Raw genomic sequence first — 20,573 nt, forward strand, 5'->3', positions numbered from 1 at the left:
TTTCGTTGTATGATAGAAAAAAAAGGAGTTTTGGGAATGATTATTCTGCAGTATATTGGAAAAGCTTTTTCATTCATGCATAAGGATATACCGGAAACTCATGTTAAATGCCATGTTTGTGCAGGTACAGGTGCTTACGATATTTATACAGATTGTCTTACCTGTAATGCAAAAGAATTAATAAGTAAAGTTGAGTATAATAGGAGGCTTGAAGAAGGTGAAATTTAAAGAATTTCGTGAGGTCGATATATGTAATCAAAGAAGCAGTATTGGCTATTGCTTCTTTTTTGTGTTCTAAAATGGTACCGTTTGTCCTCCATCTTTTAAGGGTATTTTATTATCAGGGAGGATACATATGACAGCTATTACTCATATTGGATTGGCTGCACCTGATTTGGATGCTGCGATTAAGCGGTATGAGCAGGTGTTGGGATTCAGGTTATTGGTGAAATCCTGCGAGTAAGCGAGCATTCATAAGAAGGACTTAATTAACTGAGAGAGTTCATCAAGAAAATCAACAACACTTGTTAACAGACCCTAAAATAAAATAGAAACGTAATTAGTGAAAAGTGCTTAAGCCTATCACATTTCAAATTGGCTACTTATATATTTTGTTAATGTAACAAATGATAAGTCAAAGGAGTGATAAATTTGAAAGTGGAAGGTGTATATACTTATTTATGTGAAAGTTGTTCAACACTGTTTGGCGTAGTAGCTCGTTTTTCAGTTATGGAAGATAGAGTTGATACACTTACTTGTCCCAAGTGTTCTAAGAAAGTAGCAGTATGCGTGGGAGAAGGTCATATAAATTACATAAATCATGAAAAAAGGGAAGAAATAATAACGAACGAAACGAATGAGGTATCACAACTACCTGAATTATTAACTGTAGAGCATTTGGCAGATTATTTAAATGTTAGTGAAAGAACTGCTGATGAATACATGGGAACTCCCGATTTTCCCTTAATTCGTTTAAAAAGGTCCAAGAGGGTTTTCAGGGATGACTTTTTAGACTGGTTAAAATCAAAGAAAGAATAAGTCGTTTGGAAATAGTATGGCTAATTGAAATTTTCAAATAAGCTGAGGTGCTACGAAATGGCAGCACCTTATTTGTATTTTTCTATTAAACGGAGATAGAAATTTCGTTATTCCTTTACCGCCTGCTTTAAACATTAAATTCATTTTCCTCACCTACTTACATGTTTACACCATTAGGTATTGCTTCTTTTTTTGCCCCTAAACGGTGCCGTTTGGCCCCCACCTTTAAAGGGTATTTTATTATCAGAGGGGGATACATATGACAGCAATAACTCATGTTGGATTGGCTGTACCAAAATACAGGTGTTGGGATTCAGGTTATTGGCGCGTCCTTTACGTTTGGGTGATGAGAAAAAACAAATACGACGATGATCTTCTTGATAATCATGCTAAAAAGATGCGAAATGCTCATTTAATGTCGGATAATTAAGTGGGGATTGAGCTTTTTGAGTTTCTGGAGTAAAAGCCGCGATTATTCCATTTTGTCATTTACTTTTGTCGTTTGTACTGCCTCCAATTACTGTCGGTTTCACAGATGCTGTTTTATCTACATCATTCGACTTTGATACGCACTAAATCTCATTAAAATTATTTAAGTTAAAAAAAATCCAGCATTTCTGCTGGATACTCCAAAGTACCAATCACTTAACCAAATTCAATACTTCTAGAAGTCTACCATCTGAATTATAGTTAAAAGTGATCGTCTTATCATCATGAATGTGATAGCTTAAACCAAAAAACTCTCCGTCATCCGGAAATTTTTGTATAAAATCATCAAGTTGTTCGGAATTTAGTTTAACAACCATAGGTTTCTTCCTACTATGTAGAGAATCTTCTACCCTCTCCATTACATTCTCTGTAAATCTACCCATAATTAACTCCTTTAATCTCTCATTTCCCAAATAATATTCCTTATAAATGGTAAATAAAAGCTCCTTAATTAAAATTTCATAATAATGACATGATTTCTTAACAACTCCCCCAAATATCCGACAGTTTTACCATAATTACCTTGTCGATTAACTAATTTCCATTGGAACTGCACGGTTGTTTCACTCAAATTAATTCCACTCTACAGAAAGGTTCTGTATAGGCAGGAACATGGTTTAATGGAAAATCCGCTATAAGACCCTGTGTGTTAAGTCCTGAATATAAAGTGACCTCCATTTCGAATTTTTGTTTCTGAATAAATTAAAACGGGCTAACTATTAGTCAATATTACTTAGATTTATAGTGATCACTTAATTTGTATAGATTGTTCTCTATAACTTTAGTAAAATGAGAATGATAATTACTATCAATTAAGGAGAATGGCTGTTATGGGTGTACCTTTGTTAAAAGAAGAACTTTCGGTTGTTAATAAAATCTGGTCGCGTGATTTTATTATGATTTTCTTGGCTAACTTTTTTGTTTTTTTATCCTTTCAGATGACTACGCCTACCCTTCCGCTTTTTGTAAAGGAGCTTGGCGGAAATGAACGGTATATTGGGTTAGTTGCTGGCATGTTTTTATTTTCTGCCCTGATTGTCCGCCCTTTTGCTGGACAGGCCTTGGAAACAAAAGGTAGACGTTTTGTTTTCTTGTTCGGTCTAGCCCTTTTGGCTGTAGCGATTGGTTCGTTTGGATTTATGATGAGTATTTTCCTTCTATGCGCCATAAGGATTGTACAAGGGATTGGCTGGGGATATACGACCACGGCATCAGGTACGATTGCCTCTGATCTTATCCCAGCAAGGCGTCGAGGTGAGGGAATGGGATACTTCACTTTATCGGGTAATTTGGCGATGGCTTTTGGTCCTTCATTCGGGCTGTTCTTAGCGGATGTTTTTACCTTGCAACATTTGTTTTTATTTTGCGGTGTATTAAGCCTGGCAGCTTGGATCATGGCTTCAACAATTACGTATAAAAAAGTAGATCATGCTTCTGTCCCAGTAAAAACTAATACGTTTGACATTTATGAAAAAAGCGCTGTTGCTCCGTCCGTTCTTGTTTTTTTCATTACGGTGACTTTTGGCGGGACTGCTACCTTCTTACCGCTTTATACAATCGAAAAAGGTCTGACAGGTATTCAAGGATACTTTTTTCTTTACGCTTTAGCGCTTATTTTCACACGTATGTTTGCTGGAAAAATCTATGATCAAAAAGGACATCAAGCTGTCTTCATTCCGTCCACTCTTTTTATCGTAGTCGCGATGCTATTGCTAGCCTGGATGCCAAGTAACATGATTCTGTATTTGGCAGCTATTTTTTATGGCATTGGATTCGGTGCTGTCCAACCGGCTCTTCAAGCGTGGTCTCTTGAACACGCTGCCCGGAATCGAAAAGGCATGGCCAATGCTACTTTCTATTCCTTCTTTGATCTTGGAATCGGTTTCGGGGCCATCCTCTTCGGACAAATCGGCTATCTGTTTGGGTATATAAGCATTTACATAATGGCAGCAGTCTCTGTAGGGATTTCAATATTGGCTTACCTATGGATTTTAAGAAAAATGAAGTAATTACATATTAAAGGACATCTTTAGGGATGTTCTTTTTTTCTGAAAACAGAAGTGATTTTGCAGAACAGTTTATGCATTTGCATCAGCGCATTTTTTAACCCTATGTAAAGTATGTTATGGTTTTATTTGTTTTAAGTAATGTTATTGTATTCCCAGTTTCCTTCTCTCTTTTTCGTTGTATGATAGAAAAAAAAGGAGTTTTGGTAATGATTATTCTGCAGTATATTGGAAAAGCTTTTTCATTCATGCATAAGGATATACCGGAAACTCATGTTAAATGCCATGTTTGTGCAGGTACAGGTGCTTACGATATTTATACAGATTGTCTTACCTGTAGTGCAAAGGGATTAATTAGTAAAGTTGAGTATAATAGGAGGCTTGAAGAGGGTGAGATTTAAAGAATTTCATGAGGTCGATATATGTAAAAAAGAAGCAATATTGGCTATTGCTTCTTTTTTTTGTCCAAAACGGTGCCGTTTGCCCCTAACAAAGGTATTTTTCTCTAATTTGAATGTATGATGTAAATTATCACACATTCAAAAGACCACCAATTGGTGGCCTTATACCCTCTTTGTCTCAGATTGACGTTTCATTCAGAACAATCAAGAAGCAGAAGATTGCTTTTCAGGAATAGTAAATGCACTCTCTTCCTCTAAAGGGTTATGTTCACTTTCGAAAATTATGTTTTGAATGTAGTCATAGGTATTTTCAGTATTGTGACCACTTGTGCACTCCATTAATTTTGAAAACTGTGAAGTATAGAAAGGAGATTGTGGGTTATTGTAACTGTTAACTATTTCGAAGTGCAAATCCTTGAATGTCTCTACTATGCCGCCAAAAGCAATCTCTTTCTGGAGAATGTTAGGCGCGCCATATTCCACTTCTGCCAAAGCTTTGTCTTCCCAATAGAAGATAACATTACTTCCGCCTGCAAACGCATAAAAAGTAATAGAAGAATAATCGGATATGACAACTTTACTGTTCAATAGAGCATCCTTTATGTCCCCTATATAAAACGATTCTTCGTATTTATCATATATATCTGGGAACTGTTCTTGAAGTATGATTCTTGATTTAGGATGGAGTATGACATTAATTTTTTTATCTTTGTAGAACTTCTCTTTTCGAATCAATTCTAAGAATGAAAAATACCGGTCTAAATAGCTTCCAACTTCAATGCTTCCTGTTAGATCCCATGGTCGCCATGTAAGCATAAATGTAATTTGATTTTTTTCACATTGTTGTTCCTTGACATATAAATCAATATTAGGCAGCCCTGTTACCATCAGTTCTTTTTCCGTATAACCTGTATTATTAAGGAATAAGTTTTTCTCGAAATTAGAATTTACGAGCATGTAATCCGGTGCAATCGGCACTTTACGGTTAAAGTAACCACGTTCAAAAATATTGGTCGCCATACATGGTCCATGCTGCAACATTATTTTTTTATCAGTTGAAAGTACCTTATTCTTAATTAAGTAATCGTTATCGTACAATCTTCGTTGTATATGTCCCACAAGATCGGAAGATTGAAAACTTCTAGCTAAAAAGATGTGATAGAAGGCAAGAAAACTATTTTTCCCAACAAGGGCCCTGCCGTAATGTTGCTTAAGATTTTTGTATTCGGGGTGGCCTTTTTCTAAGATATAAACGCAGGAATCCCCCATCTTGAATGCATATTTAAACAGTTCAAAGGCTGATTCCGAAGCCCCTGCACTGAACTTTTCAAAATAGATGTCGTATTTTTTTTTGTTTTGTGAAAAAAGGCTAATCAGATAAGCAAATCTTTCTTTTATGATAATGCTTTTGCTCATGATACTTGTCAATACGATAACGTATTGACCTGTGATAGACTTCCGAATAAAAAGTTCACTATTCATCTGCCCCAAACGATAGGAACGGGTGTTGTACAGATAATGATTTTTATCGTATTTGTGCTTAGAGTCTGACTTAAAATTATACCAATAATTATGATCAGCGTGACTGAGTTGGATAAAAATAGGCGTATTTATCTCGCTAGTATTTACATAATGTTGATAAATTTCTTTCATTGGCACGAAAGTCCAGTAAGTATGAATGAGTACGGATATCTTTCCTGTCTTCAATGCAAATTTCTCTCTTATTTTGACTGGAAAGAGAAAATGCACTTTAAAATTTATGCTTTTATCGTAACCGAACGATAAATATGCTTCTTTGAACGAATAATTTCTGAAACGCATGACCCCAACAAATAGGAAGCGAAAGAATAAAAGGAATACTAAATTTTTGAAAAACGGGCTTTTCTCTATTTTATCCAGCGTTTTGTCTATCTGAAGATTTTTTTGATGTGTTTTCACGAAGGAAAGTTTGCAGTTTGTATCTACGAAGAAAATGATTCTTTCATTCTCAAATTTCCCCTCTTTATTAACATAACCTTTCGTTAAAGTGATTGTTTGTAAGATTGTCATTGGTTCATATTCTGAGAGAGTAACCGTATTGTTCGTTTCTTGACTATACACGAAATACTTTATATTTAATTTCCTTTTTTTACTAATACTCTTTGTGCCATTGAAAAGGCAATAGCCATCCAATAAAACAGGATTTCCATTTTCAAGACGACCATAAACTGTTTCTTGTTTCAATTCTTTCCCCCCATGTTTTCCGGAACTTGTAACCCTACGACATATTTTGCAGGTACCTTTGTCACACCCTATATTTTGAAAAACAGACAATATACCTATGATATTATACTAGTAAAACACTTCAATGTAATTATAATTTAAAAAACTTTTATCTTTTGTCGGTTCATCCTAATAGTCGTAGGGTATTGTAGCCATAATAGAGGAAACATCCGAAATAGCAAAAAAAACAAAGCTGTGTTTGCAGTGAGAAGGGCTTTAACTATGGAGGAGTAACCTTAGGGGTAGCACAATAATAGAAGAATGATTTGTGAAAAGCGCTTAAACCTATACATATCAGCTAATTATAGATTTTGTTAGTGTAACAAATGATAAGTCAAAGGAGTGATAAATTTGAAAGTGGAAGGTGTATATACTTATTTATGTGAAAGTTGTTCAACACTGTTTGGCGTAGTAGCTCGTTTTTCAGTTATGGAAGATAGAGTTGATACACTGACGTGTCCCAAGTGTTCTAAGAAAGTAGCAGTATGCATTGGAGAAGGCCATATAAATTACGTAAATCATGAAAAGAAGGAAGAAATAATAACGAACGAAACGAATGAGATATCACAACTACCAGAATTATTAACTGTAGAGCATTTGGCAGATTATTTAAATGTTAGTGAAAGAACTGCTGATGAATACATGGGAAGTCCTGATTTTCCTTTAATTCGTTTAAAAAGGTCCAAGAGGGTTTTCAGGGATGACTTTTTAGACTGGTTACAATCAAAGAAAAAATAAAACAAGAAGAGGTCATTGGAAATTGTATAGCTAATAAAAATTTTAAAAAAAGCTGAGGTGCTACGTAATGGCAGCACCTTATTTGTATTTTAAAATGAGGATAGCAATTTCGATAAGATCTGATTTATTGATTTCTGTTTGGTCTGTTGAAGCTATCAGCAAGGCGTAGGAACTACGGGAGTAGCCTAATTAAGAAATGGACGATACGCTAATGTTCTTAGGAATTCCCCACTTCAATCAAACCGTAAGGTCGATAAGTGGTGGGTAGTTTTTAATGTGAAGATCCGTTCGGCAATATCATTGAACTCTACAGCCGAAGCACGGAATTGATGTATGGAAATAGAGATTGAAAAGAACAGCCCCCAATTTGAGTATTGGGAGCTGTTCTTGTTTTTCTATTACTTTTTAACCGTTACTTTCCTTGATTCGCTTACGTTTTTCGCTTTGTCTTTGGCATAGGTATAAAGGTTCTGCCCGGCTTTTTGCTTTGGGATTTTAACCGAGAATGTGCCTTTAGCCGTTGCAGTGGCAGAGCCGATCACTTTTCTTGATGCTTTGATGGATACCGTGGAGTTGGCTTCTGCTTTGCCTGTTACTTTTGTCGTTTTTGTCGTTACTGTGTTGACCGTCGGTTTACTTGGAGCTGTTTTGTCTGCGACGGTTACTGTTTTGATTGAGCTAACATTTCCTGCTTTATCGGTTGCTGTAACGGATAGGACTTTTCCGGCTTTTTGTTTTTTTGACATCGTTACGGTGAAATTCCCTGCGCTGTTGGAATTTGCTTTGCCTAGAACCGTACTGCCAGTTTTGACAGTGACGGAAGAGCCCGCTTCCGCTTTGCCGGTTACTTTGACGGTATTGTCACCTACCGTATTTACGGACGGTCTTGCAGGAGCCGTTTTATCTGCCACTTTAAATGAAACAGGAATACTTTTATTTCCTGATTTATCGATTAGCCTAGTAGAGATGGTCGTGCCTGCTGTTTGTTTTGCAATGGTCGCCGTAAAGGTTTTTTCGCCGTTGATTTTCACTGTGGCGAGTTGCTTTTTACCGGTATAAATGGAGACGGTCCCCGTTTTAAAATCAGTCGGGATTTTCCCATTGATCTTGGTGTCCTTATCGGATATCGCAGTCACGGCCGGTTTGGTCAGCGTCTTCATCTCAAGTGCTTTTTTGGCATTGACCCGCCCGTTTCCATAGTAAATGTCTTTCCCTTTTGCACCTAGGTCCACGGCTGAATCATAGAGGCGGTATTCGACCTCGGTTTTGTTAAGTTTAGGCTCATTGGACCAAATCAATGCCGCTACACCCGCCACCATCGGCGTGGCCATCGATGTTCCGCTCATCCAGCCGTATCTACCATATGGCAAGGTTGAAAGGATATCATCTCCAGGGGCCGCGATATCGACTGTTGAATGGTAGTTGGAATAACTGGGACGCCTGTCCCTTGAGTCAGTGGCAGCAACGGAAATGACGTGGCTGAATGCTGCTGGGTACACACGCTGTACATTTTTCCCCATATCCCCTTCATTCCCGGCAGCCGCGACGATCAGTACGCCTTTTTTATAGGCTTCCTGGACAGCCTTATTCAAGGCCTCCGAATAACTGGTGTCTCCTAAACTCATATTGATGATGTTTGCCTTTTGCTGAACGGCATAATGTATCGCTTCAATGATATCGGCCGTATTGGCATACTCTCCATCAAAGACATTGATCGGCATTAGTTTAACATTCGGGGCAACACCCGTTCCGCCTATGCCGTTGTTCGCAGAACCGGCAATGATGCCTGCGATATGCGTTCCATGCGCCCCTTTTGGTACGATATGCTTCCGATTTTTTATCGTATCATAGGCATTGACGATCTTCCCTTTTAAATCTTCGTGGTTACGATCGATGCCGTCGTCAATGATCGCCACGATCAATTCCTTCGATCCCATTGTTTTTGTCCACGCTGCACTTGTACCAAGCCTTTTATGATGCCATTGGTCTATGTAGGCTGGATCGTTCGGGCTTCCCATCTTCTTGAAAAGATAGTTTGGTTCTGCATATTCCACATTCTTCTGTTCTTCGAGTTCCTCGATCACGTTGTCGGTCTTTTCCCCTTTAGGAACCTCCACCTTTTCTATCAACTCGTTGATCGGCTCATCATTCGTCTCTTTATATTTGACGATGACACCATCAGATTGCGGGGTCTCCTCTGCAGATGCAGCATCTGGCTGGTAGATTGGCAGAATCATAAACAGTAATAATACCGGCAATAAAACCTGAATAAGTTTGTGCATACAATCACTCCAAAAAATATGATTAAGAATAGCTATCGATGAGGTTATATCATGAACCAATTCTACTATTATTCCTAACTAGATTGTATACCGTCTGATTTGGATTTACTAACCTTTTTATCTAGTTAAAATAGCTTATTTAAAAAACAAAAAACCGCTATAAAGCGGTTGACTGTAGACAAACTTGATAATAATTGATTATTTTAAAATTTGTACTTTGATTTCCACTCCAGGCACTCGCTTTCCGCGGGCGGTCCGGGAGCCTCCTCGACGCTTCGCGCCTGTGGGGTCTCCCCTGGACTTACTTTTCCCGCAGGAGTCTCGTACCTTCCGTTCCAATCAACTCATTCAGATAAAAACAATTTTGTCTAAAAAGGGTCCGAAGTATCTCACCTCGAATCCTTTTTTAAATTTATCCTTCATGTTTTTTACTTTTTATATGGATGAAACACTAGTTTGAAGAAATTTGCGACACTCTTGCCAAATTACTGGCTAGCCGAGACCCCACAACCGCTTGCTTTGATGAGGCATGGCAGACAGTCGGCGGAAAGGGAGCGGATTTCTGATATCAACTGGAACTTTTTAAAACAAAAAAACTGCAGGCAAACTCCTGCAGTCAATTGCTATAAAACGGCTTAATGTCCACCTAAATAGGCATTCTTGATTTCTTCGCTTGCGGTCAGTTCCTCTGATTTTCCTGATAGGACAATTCGGCCGGTTTCGACAACATAGGCTCTGTCCGCGATGGATAGTGCTAAGTTGGCATTTTGTTCGACCAGCAGGATCGTTGTACCTGTTTTGTTGATTTCTTCGATGATATTAAAGATTTGTTTCACCAATAATGGCGCGAGTCCCATCGATGGCTCGTCCAATAACAGAAGCCGGGGCTTGGCCATGAGTGCCCTGCCCATTGCGAGCATTTGCTGTTCCCCGCCGGAAAGGGTTCCGGATTGCTGTTTCAGGCGCTCTAGCAAACGCGGGAATAATTCATAGACTTTCTCCATATCCTGCTTGATGCCTGCCTTATCTTTGCGTAAATAAGCACCAAGCTGAAGGTTTTCTTCAACCGACATGTTAGCAAAGACACGCCGGCCTTCAGGGACATGGGATATGCCCATTTTCACGATGGATTGTACGGCCTTTCCGCCGATGGATTGCCCTTCGTAGATGATCTTCCCTTGTTTTGGTTTTAATAGGCCGGAAATGCTTTTCAGCATCGTGCTTTTCCCGGCTCCGTTCGCCCCGATAAGGGTCACGATTTCGCCTTCGTTAATAGAAAGCGAGATTCCTTTCAAGGCTTGAATGTTTCCGTAATAGACGTTGATGTCCTCGATTTTTAACATTATGAAACCTCCTCGCCCAGATAGGCCTCGATGACTTTTGGATTGTTACGGATTTCCTCTGGCTTTCCTTGAGCGATCAGTTGTCCGTGATCGAGTACGTATATGCGTTCGCAAACACCCATGACGAGCGGCATATCATGTTCTATCAATAATACGGTCAAATTAAATTTTTCACGGATGAGGGCAATCAGGTTCATGAGTTCGTGCGTTTCCTGGGGATTCATCCCCGCAGCCGGTTCATCCAGTAAAAGCAGTTTCGGGTTGGCTGCAAGTGCGCGGGCGATCTCCAAACGTCTTTGTTTACCATATGGCAGGTTCTTCGCCTTTTCATCCTTATATTGATCAAGGTTGAAGATCTTCAGGAACTCAATCGCCTTTTCATCCATTTCCTTTTCGCCTTTAAAATGGATCGGCATGCGGAAGATCGAACTTAAAATGCCATGTTTCGAAAGCGAATGATAGGCCACTTTAACATTATCGATCACGGATAGTTCACTGAATAAGCGAATGTTCTGGAATGTCCGGCTGATCCCTTTTTGTGTGATTTTATATGGAGGCAGTTTTCTTAAGTTCTCACCTTCCAAAGAAATGGTGCCCTCTGTCGGGACGTAAACTCCTGTCAGCAAATTAAAGAAAGTTGTTTTTCCAGCGCCGTTCGGCCCGATCAAGCCAATTAATTCTCCTGGATATAACTCGACGTTAACATCAGAAACGGCTTTAAGCCCTCCGAACTGGATGCCGACTGAATCGACTTTAAGCAGCGGTGTTTTTATTTTTTTCATGGCTGCTTCCTCCTTTACGTTTGAACATGGATGTTATTTCTTTTGTCCCCATTAAACCTTGTGGACGATAGAGCATCATCACGATAAGCACAAGGCTGTAGATGATCATTCGTGTTTCCGGATAATCCTGCAGGAAAGTCGTGACTACCGTCAGTAATATCGCGGCCAATACGGCACCGGAAAGACTTCCAAGACCGCCAAGTACCACTAAGATCAAAATATCGAATGATTTCAGGAATCCGAAGTTCGATGGCTGGATGATATAGAAGTTATGAGCGTAAAGCCCTCCAGCAATACCGGCAAAAAAAGCACCGATTGCAAACGCGACAACTTTGTAATACGTCGTGTTGACTCCCATCGAATCGGCAGCCGTCTCGTCCTCGCGGATCGATATGCAGGCCCTGCCGTGGGTCGAGCTAGTAAAGTTTCGGATGACGATGATCGTAACGAGGACGGAAGCGAATACCCACGGCCAAGTGGTCAAATGGGAAACCTGCATGCCGCTCGCCCCGCCGACATAATCAATATTCAAAAGCATGATCCGAACGATTTCCCCAAAACCGAGGGTCGCAATCGCCAGGTAGTCACCTTTTAAGCGTAAGCTTGGAATTCCGATGATCAATCCGGCCAACGCTGACGCCAAACCTCCGACTATCAATGCCGCATAAAATGGCATTTCCAGCTTCATCGTCATAACGGCCGAAGCATAGGCACCGACTGCCAGGAATCCAGCATGTCCGATGGAGAACTGCCCGGTTATCCCGATGATCAAGTGCAGGCTCGCTGCCAGAATGATATTGATCCCGATGAACATGAGCGTATTTTGATAAAAAGGATTTAGCGATCCGCCGCCGATTAACACTTGAACTACGGCGAAAAAGATCAATGATAGTGAAATCGAGAGCCAAAAACCTTTTGCTCGCTTAATTGTAGTCATTGCTTTGTCTCCCCTATACTTTTTCTTTTTTGTTTTTACCGAATAAGCCTTGTGGCATGAAAATCAAGATAAGAATCAGTACGATGAAGGCTACAGCATCACGCCATAATGAGTAACCGGCGGCACTGACCAAAGCTTCGATGACACCTAGCAATAAGCCACCGACCATAGCGCCCGGTATAATCCCGATTCCTCCAAGTACGGCGGCAACGAATGCCTTCAATCCCGGAAGCACACCCATGAGCGGCTCGATCTTAATATAGTAAATACCGAAAATGACACCCGCTGCCCCAGCCAATGCGGAACCGATTGCAAAGGTGGCAGAAATCGTATTATCGACATTTATTCCCATCAGCTTAGCTGCATCCGCATCGAAGGAAACGGCACGCATCGCTTTTCCTATTTTTGATTTATGAACGATGATTTGAAGGATGATCATTAGAACTACGGCCACTCCAAAAATCAAAACTGATTGACTATTGATGGAAACTCCAAAAATATCGAACTTGTCTGTCGGCAATACATCATTCGGATAAGCTTCCGGCTGTGCACCCCGGACGTAGATGAATCCGTATTCGATCAAAAGAGAAACACCGATGGCAGTGATAAGTGCAGCAATACGTGTTGCGTTACGCAATGGCTTGTACGCGATACGCTCGATCAAAACCCCAAATAGCGCACAGACCGTCATCGAGATTAATAGGGCGGGAATGAATGACAGATCCAGAACCGTTATCGTGTAAAACCCAACGAATGAGCCGACCATGAATACATCGCCATGTGCGAAGTTTATCAATTTAACAATCCCGTAAACCATCGTATATCCGAGAGCGATAAGGGCATAAATACTTCCTAGTGAAATCCCGTTTATTAACTGTTGTATCAATTCCATGTTCGACTCTCCTTGAAAATCTAATTTTATGAGTGATTAGTCCAGACTCTTTTCATTCCGCACTGGGGAAGTTCAGCGACCTGGTATGCTTTGAAAATGAGAATTCGCCAGCACCTTCTTATTCACGAAGGGCCGGCGAAAGGGTTGGAGTTTTTCTCCGAAATTAAGGATTGATTTTTGTGTTGAATACTTGTTTTCCCTCTTTAAATTCAAGAATGGTAGCAGATTTGATTGGATTATGTTTTTCATCCAATGTGAATGTACCTGTTACAAGCTCAAGGTCCTTCGTTTTTTCCAGCGCTTCTTTGATTTTTTCTGAATCCGCTGAACCAGCACGTTTAATCGCGTCTGCAAGGAAGTATCCTGTGTCATATCCTAGAGCGTTAAATGCATCCGGGGATTTATCTTTGTACTTCGCTTTAAATGCTGACACAAAATTCTGAATTTTCTTATCAGGGTCACCTGAAGAATAATGGTTCGTGATGAACGTGTTATTTAGAGCTTTTGCACCGGCAATTTCAACTAGCTTAGGAGAATCCCAGCCGTCGCCGCCCATGAATGGAACGTCAAGTCCAGTTTCGCGTGCCTGCTTCACGATCAGACCAGCTTCCTCATAGTAACCAGGAAGGAAAATGAAATCAGGTTTTGCCGATTTCAAACGAGTCAATGTGGAACGGAAATCAGTATCCTTCGCAATGTAAGCTTCCTCAGCCACGATTTCCCCGCCATTTTTTTCGAATTGTTCTTTAAAGGCTGCGGCTAACCCTTTTGAATAATCACTTGCGCTGTCAATATAGATGGCTGCACTTTTCGCTTTGATTTCTTTAGTGGCGAAATTCGCAGCTACCGTCCCTTGGAACGGATCGATGAAGCTTGTCCGGAAAATGTAATCGTTCAATTTATCCTTGCTGAAAGTGATTTCAGGGCTTGTACCAGATGGTGAGATGACCGGCACTTTATTATCTTGGGCAATCTGCACTTGTGCAATTGAGTTCGTGCTTGTCGCTGCACCGACGATCGCTGCAACCTGATCTTGTGATGTCAGCTTGATCGCTCCGCTTGTCGCTTCAGATGCTTCAGATTTATTATCGACTTTTATAAGTTTGATTTTTTTACCGTCAATGCCTTCTTTATTGATTTCTGCAGTCGCAAGCTCCAGGCCTTCTGCAATCGATTGTCCATACGAAGCTACGCCGCCAGATAATTCAAGGTTGACACCGATCTTGATCGTATCTCCATCCCCGCTTGATTTTTCTGATGAACCAGAGCCGGAACAACCAGCCAGCACTCCTGCAGCAAGTGTTAGAGAAAGGAATGCACCTGCTAACTTTTTCTTTTTCATAAATAATCCCCCCATTTTGTAATCAAGCTCTGATGCATGAATATTTATTCAAGATGCCTCAGAAAAAATTGATTAGATGAAATGTTTCAAATTAAATTAATATTTCGAAAAATAGTTTACCGCATAATTTTCATTCCGTCTATACAATAATTGTGAGAAGATTTCGCTAAATAGGATATTTTTCACAGGGAGTACTATATCATTTTTATCTTTATATATTTTAAATATTGCGAAAATAGGCGATATAATCAGAAAAAACTGATAATTTAATTATATTGATATTGTAAATTCTTTAATTATTGCTCAAAAAAATTTATTCATTCTCTTGTTTTTTTCATCCTATTACTTACATTTTTACCAAAATACCAGTATATTGATAGGGAATTAAACCCAGTTTTTTCGTTATTTTTTAGTCTTAATTCCTATATCAAAATTGAATAATACTATACTGGATGTATAAAATCATGCATGAATATCCTCTGCTTTTATCTTCCTGTATATTATGCATATCAATCAAAAAAACCGCCAAACGGCGTTTACGATAACCAAAATGGTTTTAGACGGTTGTTCTTTCTCAGTTAACACAACTTATGATAAACTAAGGTTATCAGAATTTTCCAAATAACGGAACGTTCATTGTTCCGTTAAAGGGCCAGTTTAATTGAACAAGGAATTGGCATGACACCTTAATTAGTGACCTCTCTACAACAAGCCGCAAATGAATTTTGACCAACGGGATTATCTAGTAAAGGGATTAAATTGGAGGGAATAGAAAATGGATGTAAAGACACTTTTGTTACAGCAATGGGCAAGCTGCTTAGATGAAGAAGATTGGTTTCCACCACTTGAAAAAGTGCTAGAGGATATCACTTTTGAACAGGCAATTTGGAAACCAGCTGATGGGGCAATGAATTCCATTTGGGAATTAGTTTGTCATTTACTTTTCTATGAAAAGAGATTTCTGATGCGATTTCTTGGTGAAACAGCGAATGAACCACAGGCAGAAAATAATGAATCTACATTTCGATTACCAACTGAGACGTTAGAAAATTGGAAGGAAACAAAACAAGAATACTTTTATGTTCATCGTGAACTTGGAAAAATACTAGCAAAATCAGAACATGAAGATTTGTATAGACAGATCCCAGGAGAAGATAATTCATTAGTGCTTGAACTGAAGAGTTTAGCAATGCACGACGCATATCATATTGGGCAAATTGTATTCCTTAGTAAAATGCAAGGAGCTTGGGCAGCGAAACGCAGCTTTTAAAAAAGCATCATTAACTTTACAGTTATTCCATTATAGGGGGCTTTAATGGAATAAGAACGGGAACGTCCAAATCGGATGTTCCCATATTTTATACCTAAAAAACAACAATGCTACTTATCAAAGCCTAAAATTTAAATACAACTCCTTTTGACTACAAACTCAAACTGCCAACCGGCGGTTCAATGGCCTCCTAAATAGGCCATTTTTATTTCTTCACTTGAAGTGAGTTCATCGGCATTGCCCGAGAGGACGATTCGGCCCGTTTCAACGACATAAGCCCGATCTGCAATGGATAAAGCAAGGTTGGCGTTTTGCTCGACCAAAAGGATCGTTGTGCCGGACTCACTGATTTCCTGGATGATGTTGAATATTTGCTTCACCAGAAGCGGTGCAAGGCCCATCGAAGGTTCATCGAGCAATAATAAACGTGGTTTCGCCATTAAAGCCCTACCCATTGCAAGCATCTGCTGTTCACCGCCGGAAAGCGTGCCAGCCTGCTGTTTGATTCTCTCCAGCAGTCTCGGAAATAACTCATAGACCTTTTTCATGTCTTTATTAATGTTCTCTTTGTCTTTTCGCAAATAGGCCCCAAGCTCCAGGTTTTCGGCAACCGTCATGTTAGCAAAGACACGGCGCCCTTCAGGTACATGGGATATGCCCATTTTCACAATGGACTGTGCAGCTTTTCCCCCGATCGGATTGCCTTCGAACAGAACTTTTCCTTGCTTTGGTTTTAACAGACCGGATATCGTTTTGAGCAACGTGCTTTTTCCAGCTCCGTTCGCCCCGATCAAAGTCACGATCTCCCCCTCATTTATCTCCATGGAAACCCCTTTTAACGCTTGGATATTGCCATAATAAACATTGATGTCCTCTATTTTCAGCATCAGGAAACCTCCTCCCCTAAATAGGCCTCGATAACCTTTGGATCGTTGCGGATTTCTTCCGGCTTTCCGTGAGCGATAAGCTGTCCATGATCAAGAACATAAATCCGTTCGCATACCCCCATGACCAGTGACATATCATGTTCGATGAGCAAAACGGTAAGATTGAATTCCCTCCGGATAAAAGCAATGAGGTTCATCAATTCTTTCGTTTCATGCGGGTTCATCCCGGCTGCGGGTTCATCCAGTAAAAGAAGTTTCGGATTGGCGGCAAGAGCACGGGCAATTTCCAGCCGCCTTTGCTGTCCGTATGGAAGATTCTTCGCTTTTTCATCCTTAAAATGATCAAGGTTGAATATCCTCAAGAATTCCAGCGCCTTTTCATTCATTTCCTTTTCCCCGGAAAAATATCCCGGCACCCGGAATATGGAGCTTGCAATTCCATGCTTGGCAAGCGAGTGGTAAGCAACCTTCACGTTATCGATCACGGATAGCTCACTGAAGAGGCGAATATTTTGAAAGGTCCTTGAAATCCCTTTTCGGGTAATTTTATATGGCGGCTGCTTATTTAGATTTTCCCCGTTCAAGGCAATCGTTCCTTCTGTAGGGACATACACTCCCGTCAATAAATTAAAGAAGGTCGTTTTCCCAGCTCCATTCGGTCCGATCAAGCCTACTAGTTCCCCTGGAAATAATTCGACGTTCACATCGGACACCGCTTTCAATCCGCCAAAACGGATACCCACCGAATCTACTTTAAGCAACGGTATTGTGGCTTCCATCCTTTTTGCCCCCTTTCGTTTTTTTATGTGTGAACAATGATGTGATTTCTCTTGTTCCCATTAAACCCTGCGGGCGGAAAATCATCATCAGGATCAGGACTAGACTGTAGATGATCATCCTCGTTTCCGGATAATCCTGAAGGAATGTCGTCACGATCGTCAGTAGAATTGCGGCCAACACCGAGCCTGAAAGACTTCCAAGACCGCCAAGTACGACGAAAATCAGTATATCGAACGATTTCAGGAAACCGAAATTCGATGGCTGGATAATATAAAAATTATGGGCATAAAGCGATCCGGCAATTCCGGCAAAAAAAGCTCCGATGACGAAAGCCGCCACTTTATAATAGGTCGTATTGATTCCCATCGCATCAGCTGCCGTTTCATCTTCCCTTACGGATATGCATGCACGCCCGTGAGTCGAATTCGTGAAATTCCTGATGACTAAGACGGTGATCATGACACAGGCAAAAACCCATGGCCAAGTGGTCAGGTGGGATACCTGCATCCCGCTTGCCCCGCCTACATAGTCAATATTTAAAAGGACGATCCGGACAATTTCCCCGAATCCAAGGGTAGCTATCGCCAAGTAATCCCCCTTCAGACGCAAGCTGGGTATTCCGATCACCATACCCGCAACAGCGGCGATGACGCCCCCAGCCAATATAGCTATGATGAAAGGAAGTTCCAGCTTCATTGTCATGACTGCAGAAGCATAGGCCCCAACCGCTAAAAAACCTGCATGTCCGATCGAGAACTGCCCGGTTATTCCAATGATTAAATGAAGGCTCGTCGCCAGCATGATATTGATGCCGATGAACATGAGCGTGTTGATATAAAATGGATTAAGGATACCGCTTGAAATGGTGTACTGCATGATTCCGAAAAAAATAAGTGCGAGCACGATCGAGAGCCAAAAACCCTTTGAATTCTTTAAAGTAGTCATCGCCATGTCTCCCCTATACTTTTTCTCTTTTATTTTTACCGAACAGTCCCTGCGGCAAGAAAATCAAAATCAAGATAAGTACAACGAAAGCCACTCCATCGCGCCATAATGAGTAACCGGCTGCACTGACTAAAGCTTCGATCACTCCAAGCAGCAGACCGCCGACCATCGCTCCCGGAATGATGCCGATGCCGCCCAAGACGGCTGCAACAAATGCTTTAAGGCCAGGAAGGACACCCATCAACGGTTCGATTTTAATATAGTAGATTCCAAAAATGACACCAGCCGCCCCTGCAAGGGCCGAACCTATGGCGAACGTAGCTGAAATCGTATTATTCACATTGATTCCCATCAGCTTTGCCGCTTCGGAATCGAATGAAACGGCACGCATCGCTTTGCCGATTTTGGTTTTATGGACAACGAATTGTAGGATGATCATTAATATGATGGAAACAGATAAGATCAATATCGATTGACTGCTGATGGAAACTCCCAATATATCGAGTTTATCCATTGGAAGGACATTATTTGGATAGGCTTCCGGCTGGGCGCCCCGGATGTAAATCAGCCCATTTTCTATCAGAAGGGAAACACCGATGGCCGTTATCAAGGCGGCAATCCGTGTTGCATTACGAAGGGGTTTATAAGCAATGCGTTCAATTAAAACGCCAAAGATGGCACATGTGACCATCGAAATCAATAAAGCCGGGATGAAGGATAAGTCCATTACGGTAATGGCGTAAAACCCTACAAATGAACCGACCATGAATACGTCTCCATGGGCGAAGTTTATGAGCTTGACGATTCCATATACCATCGTATAACCAAGCGCGATCAAAGCATAAATGCTTCCGAGTGAAATGCCATTTACCAATTGCTGAATCAGTTCCATATTGCACTCTCCCCGTTAAGGTGTTTTTTAAGTGAATATAGAATAGGGGGAACTTGCCCCCTATCCACGTAATGTATTATGGATTGATTTTTGTCTTGAACTTTTGTTTGCCATCTACATATTCCAGGATGGTCGCCGATTTGATCGGATCATGATTTTCATCAAGGTTCAGTGTTCCGGAAACTAATTGAAGATCTTTGACATCTTCCAATGCTTGTCTGATTTTTTCGGGAGAAGCATCTCCAGATCTCTTGATGGCATCTGCCAGGTAGTACCCAGTATCATAGCCAAGTGCGGCAAAGGCATCCGGAGTTTTATCGTATTCCTTTTCGAAGGCTGCAACGAAATCCTGGATTTTGGCATCTTCATCTTCCGGGGAATAGTGATTCGTGATATAAGTATTTTTTAAAGCATCCGCTCCGGCAATTTCAACGACCTTCGGGGAATCCCAGCCGTCCCCGCCCATGAATGGAAGGTCTATGCCGTCTTCACGTGCCTGTTTTAAGATCAATCCGACTTCTTCATAATAACCAGGAAGGAAAACGAACTCCGGTTTTGCGGATTTGATACGTGTCAATGTAGAGCGGAAATCAGTATCTTTCGTTACATAAGCTTCTTCCGCCACGATTTTACCGCCCTTGGCAGTGAACGCTTTCTTAAAAGCTGCGGCCAGTCCTTTAGAATAATCACTTGCGCTATCCACATAGATCGCAGCCGTCTTTGCCCCTATTTCGTCAGATGCGAAATTGGCTGCCACCGTACCTTGGAATGGATCGATAAAGCAAGTTCTGAACACATAATCATTTAATTTTCCAGCTTTGTTGGTAATGTCGGGATTTGTTGCAGTTGGTGTGAGTAGAGGAACTTTATTATCCTGTGCGACTTGAACCTGTGCCAATGTATTCGTGCTTGTCGCAGATCCGACTACAGCCACAACCTTGTCCTGGCTGACTAACTTGATCGAACCGCTTGTGGCTTCTGCTGCATCTGATTTATTATCAACCTTCACGATTTCCAGTTTTTTACCGTCGATGCCCTCTTTATTAATCTCATTGATGGCCAGTTTCAAACCATCTGCAGCCGATTGGCCGAATGATGCCGTACCTCCAGACAATTCAAGGTTGGCCCCAATTTTAATTGTGTCATCCGATTTTGATGAACCCCCGCTTGAACTGCTAGTTTTCGAGTCGCCGCTACAACCTGCCAGCGCCCCTGCAACCAATGAAAGTGATAGAAACACTCCTGCTAGCTTTTTCTTCTTCATTTGAAACCCCCTTGTTTTGTGTG

General features: G+C 40.8%; 22 protein-coding genes. 9 read left to right on the plus strand and 13 right to left on the minus strand.

Annotation, left to right across the window (positions count from 1 at the left end):
• The first annotated feature begins 36 nt into the window (after positions 1-36).
• From J7J00_RS18810 to J7J00_RS18825, 4 genes are all read left to right on the plus strand, one after another.
• Positions 37-228 (plus strand): hypothetical protein, encoded by a 192-nt coding sequence (locus tag J7J00_RS18810; protein WP_214793414.1) that lies wholly within the window; start codon positions 37-39, stop codon positions 226-228.
• A gap of 127 nt (positions 229-355) precedes the next feature.
• Positions 356-463 (plus strand): VOC family protein, encoded by a 108-nt coding sequence (locus J7J00_RS18815; RefSeq protein WP_214793416.1) that lies wholly within the window; start codon positions 356-358, stop codon positions 461-463.
• Positions 464-657: 194 nt separating this feature from the next.
• Entirely contained in the window at positions 658-1,038 is a 381-nt protein-coding gene (locus J7J00_RS18820; protein WP_309487207.1) for a helix-turn-helix domain-containing protein, read from the plus strand.
• A 259-nt stretch (positions 1,039-1,297) separates the two neighbouring features.
• The gene (locus J7J00_RS18825; RefSeq protein ID WP_214793420.1) at positions 1,298-1,468 is read left to right on the plus strand and encodes a hypothetical protein; all 171 of its coding nucleotides are present in this window, start codon (positions 1,298-1,300) and stop codon (positions 1,466-1,468) included.
• Positions 1,469-1,679: 211 nt separating this feature from the next.
• On the opposite strand, the gene J7J00_RS18830 is transcribed toward J7J00_RS18825, so the two are convergent.
• Positions 1,680-1,910, minus strand: coding sequence for a hypothetical protein (locus J7J00_RS18830; RefSeq protein WP_214793422.1), 231 nt, complete (start codon positions 1,908-1,910; stop codon positions 1,680-1,682).
• Positions 1,911-2,357: 447 nt separating this feature from the next.
• On the opposite strand from J7J00_RS18830, the gene J7J00_RS18835 reads away from it, so the two are divergent.
• Complete coding sequence (locus tag J7J00_RS18835) at positions 2,358-3,536, plus strand: MFS transporter (protein WP_214793424.1); 1,179 nt, start codon at positions 2,358-2,360, stop codon at positions 3,534-3,536.
• A 206-nt stretch (positions 3,537-3,742) separates the two neighbouring features.
• Positions 3,743-3,934: a hypothetical protein gene (locus tag J7J00_RS18840; protein WP_214793426.1), complete on the plus strand. Its 192-nt coding sequence runs from the start codon at positions 3,743-3,745 to the stop codon at positions 3,932-3,934.
• 204 nt (positions 3,935-4,138) lie between these two features.
• Here the strand turns inward: J7J00_RS18840 and J7J00_RS18845 are convergent, their stop codons facing one another.
• Positions 4,139-6,157, minus strand: a complete 2,019-nt coding sequence (locus J7J00_RS18845; protein WP_214793428.1) for a CDP-glycerol glycerophosphotransferase family protein — start codon at positions 6,155-6,157, stop codon at positions 4,139-4,141.
• A 396-nt stretch (positions 6,158-6,553) separates the two neighbouring features.
• Here J7J00_RS18845 and J7J00_RS18850 point away from each other — a divergent pair, with 396 nt between their 5' ends.
• On the plus strand, positions 6,554-6,934 hold the full coding sequence (locus tag J7J00_RS18850; protein WP_309487208.1) for a helix-turn-helix domain-containing protein: 381 nt from the start codon (positions 6,554-6,556) through the stop codon (positions 6,932-6,934).
• A 398-nt stretch (positions 6,935-7,332) separates the two neighbouring features.
• Here the strand turns inward: J7J00_RS18850 and J7J00_RS18855 are convergent, their stop codons facing one another.
• Positions 7,333-9,216: a S8 family serine peptidase gene (locus tag J7J00_RS18855; RefSeq protein WP_214793431.1), complete on the minus strand. Its 1,884-nt coding sequence runs from the start codon at positions 9,214-9,216 to the stop codon at positions 7,333-7,335.
• 456 nt (positions 9,217-9,672) lie between these two features.
• On the opposite strand from J7J00_RS18855, the gene J7J00_RS18860 reads away from it, so the two are divergent.
• Entirely contained in the window at positions 9,673-9,855 is a 183-nt protein-coding gene (locus tag J7J00_RS18860) for a hypothetical protein (protein WP_214793434.1), read from the plus strand.
• On the opposite strand, the gene J7J00_RS18865 is transcribed toward J7J00_RS18860, so the two are convergent.
• From J7J00_RS18865 to J7J00_RS18885, 5 genes are all read right to left on the minus strand, one after another.
• Complete coding sequence (locus tag J7J00_RS18865; protein WP_214793437.1) at positions 9,852-10,559, minus strand: ABC transporter ATP-binding protein; 708 nt, start codon at positions 10,557-10,559, stop codon at positions 9,852-9,854. The two genes, J7J00_RS18860 and J7J00_RS18865, sit on opposite strands and share 4 nt — an antisense overlap.
• Entirely contained in the window at positions 10,559-11,341 is a 783-nt protein-coding gene (locus J7J00_RS18870; RefSeq protein ID WP_214793440.1) for an ABC transporter ATP-binding protein, read from the minus strand. Before J7J00_RS18870 ends, J7J00_RS18865 begins: the two co-directional genes overlap by 1 nt.
• On the minus strand, positions 11,313-12,278 hold the full coding sequence (locus tag J7J00_RS18875; RefSeq protein WP_214793443.1) for a branched-chain amino acid ABC transporter permease: 966 nt from the start codon (positions 12,276-12,278) through the stop codon (positions 11,313-11,315). Before J7J00_RS18875 ends, J7J00_RS18870 begins: the two co-directional genes overlap by 29 nt.
• Positions 12,279-12,291: 13 nt before the next feature.
• Positions 12,292-13,170, minus strand: a complete 879-nt coding sequence (locus J7J00_RS18880; RefSeq protein WP_214793446.1) for a branched-chain amino acid ABC transporter permease — start codon at positions 13,168-13,170, stop codon at positions 12,292-12,294.
• Between the two features lie 163 nt (positions 13,171-13,333).
• Positions 13,334-14,512, minus strand: a complete 1,179-nt coding sequence (locus J7J00_RS18885; protein ID WP_214793449.1) for an ABC transporter substrate-binding protein — start codon at positions 14,510-14,512, stop codon at positions 13,334-13,336.
• 775 nt (positions 14,513-15,287) lie between these two features.
• Here J7J00_RS18885 and J7J00_RS18890 point away from each other — a divergent pair.
• Positions 15,288-15,782 carry a DinB family protein gene (locus J7J00_RS18890; RefSeq protein ID WP_214793452.1) on the plus strand — a complete coding sequence of 165 codons (495 nt, stop codon included), beginning with the start codon at positions 15,288-15,290 and terminating at the stop codon, positions 15,780-15,782.
• A 179-nt stretch (positions 15,783-15,961) separates the two neighbouring features.
• Here the strand turns inward: J7J00_RS18890 and J7J00_RS18895 are convergent, their stop codons facing one another.
• The 5 genes from J7J00_RS18895 to J7J00_RS18915 all read right to left on the minus strand — a co-directional run bounded on the left by J7J00_RS18895 (position 15,962) and on the right by J7J00_RS18915 (position 20,550).
• On the minus strand, positions 15,962-16,669 hold the full coding sequence (locus J7J00_RS18895; protein ID WP_214793455.1) for an ABC transporter ATP-binding protein: 708 nt from the start codon (positions 16,667-16,669) through the stop codon (positions 15,962-15,964).
• Positions 16,669-17,448, minus strand: coding sequence for an ABC transporter ATP-binding protein (locus J7J00_RS18900; protein ID WP_214793458.1), 780 nt, complete (start codon positions 17,446-17,448; stop codon positions 16,669-16,671). The genes J7J00_RS18895 and J7J00_RS18900 overlap by 1 nt, the downstream gene beginning before the upstream one ends.
• Positions 17,423-18,394: a branched-chain amino acid ABC transporter permease gene (locus tag J7J00_RS18905; protein ID WP_214793460.1), complete on the minus strand. Its 972-nt coding sequence runs from the start codon at positions 18,392-18,394 to the stop codon at positions 17,423-17,425. The genes J7J00_RS18900 and J7J00_RS18905 overlap by 26 nt, the downstream gene beginning before the upstream one ends.
• A gap of 13 nt (positions 18,395-18,407) precedes the next feature.
• Entirely contained in the window at positions 18,408-19,286 is an 879-nt protein-coding gene (locus J7J00_RS18910; RefSeq protein WP_098369668.1) for a branched-chain amino acid ABC transporter permease, read from the minus strand.
• A 76-nt stretch (positions 19,287-19,362) separates the two neighbouring features.
• A complete protein-coding gene (locus J7J00_RS18915; protein WP_214793463.1) occupies positions 19,363-20,550 on the minus strand; it encodes an ABC transporter substrate-binding protein in 1,188 nt (395 codons plus the stop codon).
• Between the last annotated feature and the right edge of the window lie 23 nt (positions 20,551-20,573).

Source organism: Bacillus sp. ISL-4, from assembly GCF_018613275.1.
GTDB lineage: Bacteria > Bacillota > Bacilli > Bacillales > DSM-1321 > Peribacillus > Peribacillus simplex_E.